The sequence below is a fragment of the Aurantimonas litoralis genome (assembly GCF_026153195.1).
Taxonomy (GTDB): domain Bacteria; phylum Pseudomonadota; class Alphaproteobacteria; order Rhizobiales; family Rhizobiaceae; genus Aurantimonas; species Aurantimonas coralicida.
On sequence record NZ_JAPFBM010000033.1, the window covers coordinates 1 to 1,075 of the forward strand.

General features: G+C 65.0%; 1 pseudogene. It reads right to left on the reverse strand.

Going from position 1 to position 1,075, the window contains the following annotated elements:
- Nucleotides 1–985, reverse strand: a pseudogene (locus N7I30_RS21705) (IS256 family transposase); the annotation flags it as partial.
- Nucleotides 986–1,075: the final 90 nt, after the last annotated feature.

Consider the following 1,075-nt stretch of genomic DNA (forward strand, 5'->3'; position numbering starts at 1 on the left):
TTCGAGGGCCTTGGGATATTTGGCGCCGTACTTCTCGGCGAAGACCGCGATGGCCGCTTCGGCACTCGCCCGTTCCGACGCGTCCCGCACCTCGCGCAAGTCCGTCTTCATGTTCGGCTGAACCGACTTCGGGACCCTATTGAGGATGTTGAGGAGCTTGTGTTGCCAGCATCGCTGGTGGCGCGTTCCGGGGAAGATCTCCTCGAGCGCTTTCCAGAAGCCGAGTGCTCCGTCGCCGACGGCGATCTCGGGCGCGGCGGCGAGACCGCGTGCTTTCAGGTCGACGAGCAGTTCGCGCCAGCTCTGCGCACTCTCGCGGACACCGACCTGGAAGCCGACGAGTTCTTTCTTGCCTTCGGGCGTGGCGCCGACGATGACGAGCATGCAAGCGGCATCATCCTCCATCCGTGCCTGAAGATAGACCCCGTCGGCCCAGATGTAGACGTAGCGCCGGGCCGACAGATCGCGCCGCTGCCAGCGATCGTATTCGTCCGTCCATTCGTCCTTCAGGCGTGCGATCACCGACGGCGACAGGTTCGGGGCGTCCCTTCCCAGCAGCGCAGCAAGGGCCTCTTGGAAATCGCCGGTCGAGATGCCGCGCAGGTAGAGAACCGGCAGCAGGGCATCGAGGCTCTTCGTTCGCCGTGCCCACTTCGGCAAGATCGCCGAGGTGAACGTGATGCGGTCGCCGCCTTTGCCGGACCCGTCACCAGCATTGCCGCCGCGGTCGCGAACCTTCGCTCGCTGAACCGGCACCGGGCCGATGCCCGTCTGAATGGTTCGCTCCGGGGCCATGGCCGTGGCGGACAAAACGAGCCCGGCCGTCAGAAAGCCGCTCCTCCTGCATCGCAGCCAGGAATACCTCGGCTTCCGCCTCGATCGCTTCTGCGAGCAACCGGCGGGCCCCATCGCGCAGCACCGAAGTCAGGGGATCCTCGATCGCGTCGGGATGTCGAAATGCGGAAACGGTGGTATCCGTCGTCATAGGCGTATCGCTCCTCTGGAGGTTCGGGCAGGCTTCAACAACCGCCCCGATACGCCGCCTTTCTCAAACCGTCATCACCCAGTTCCCGCC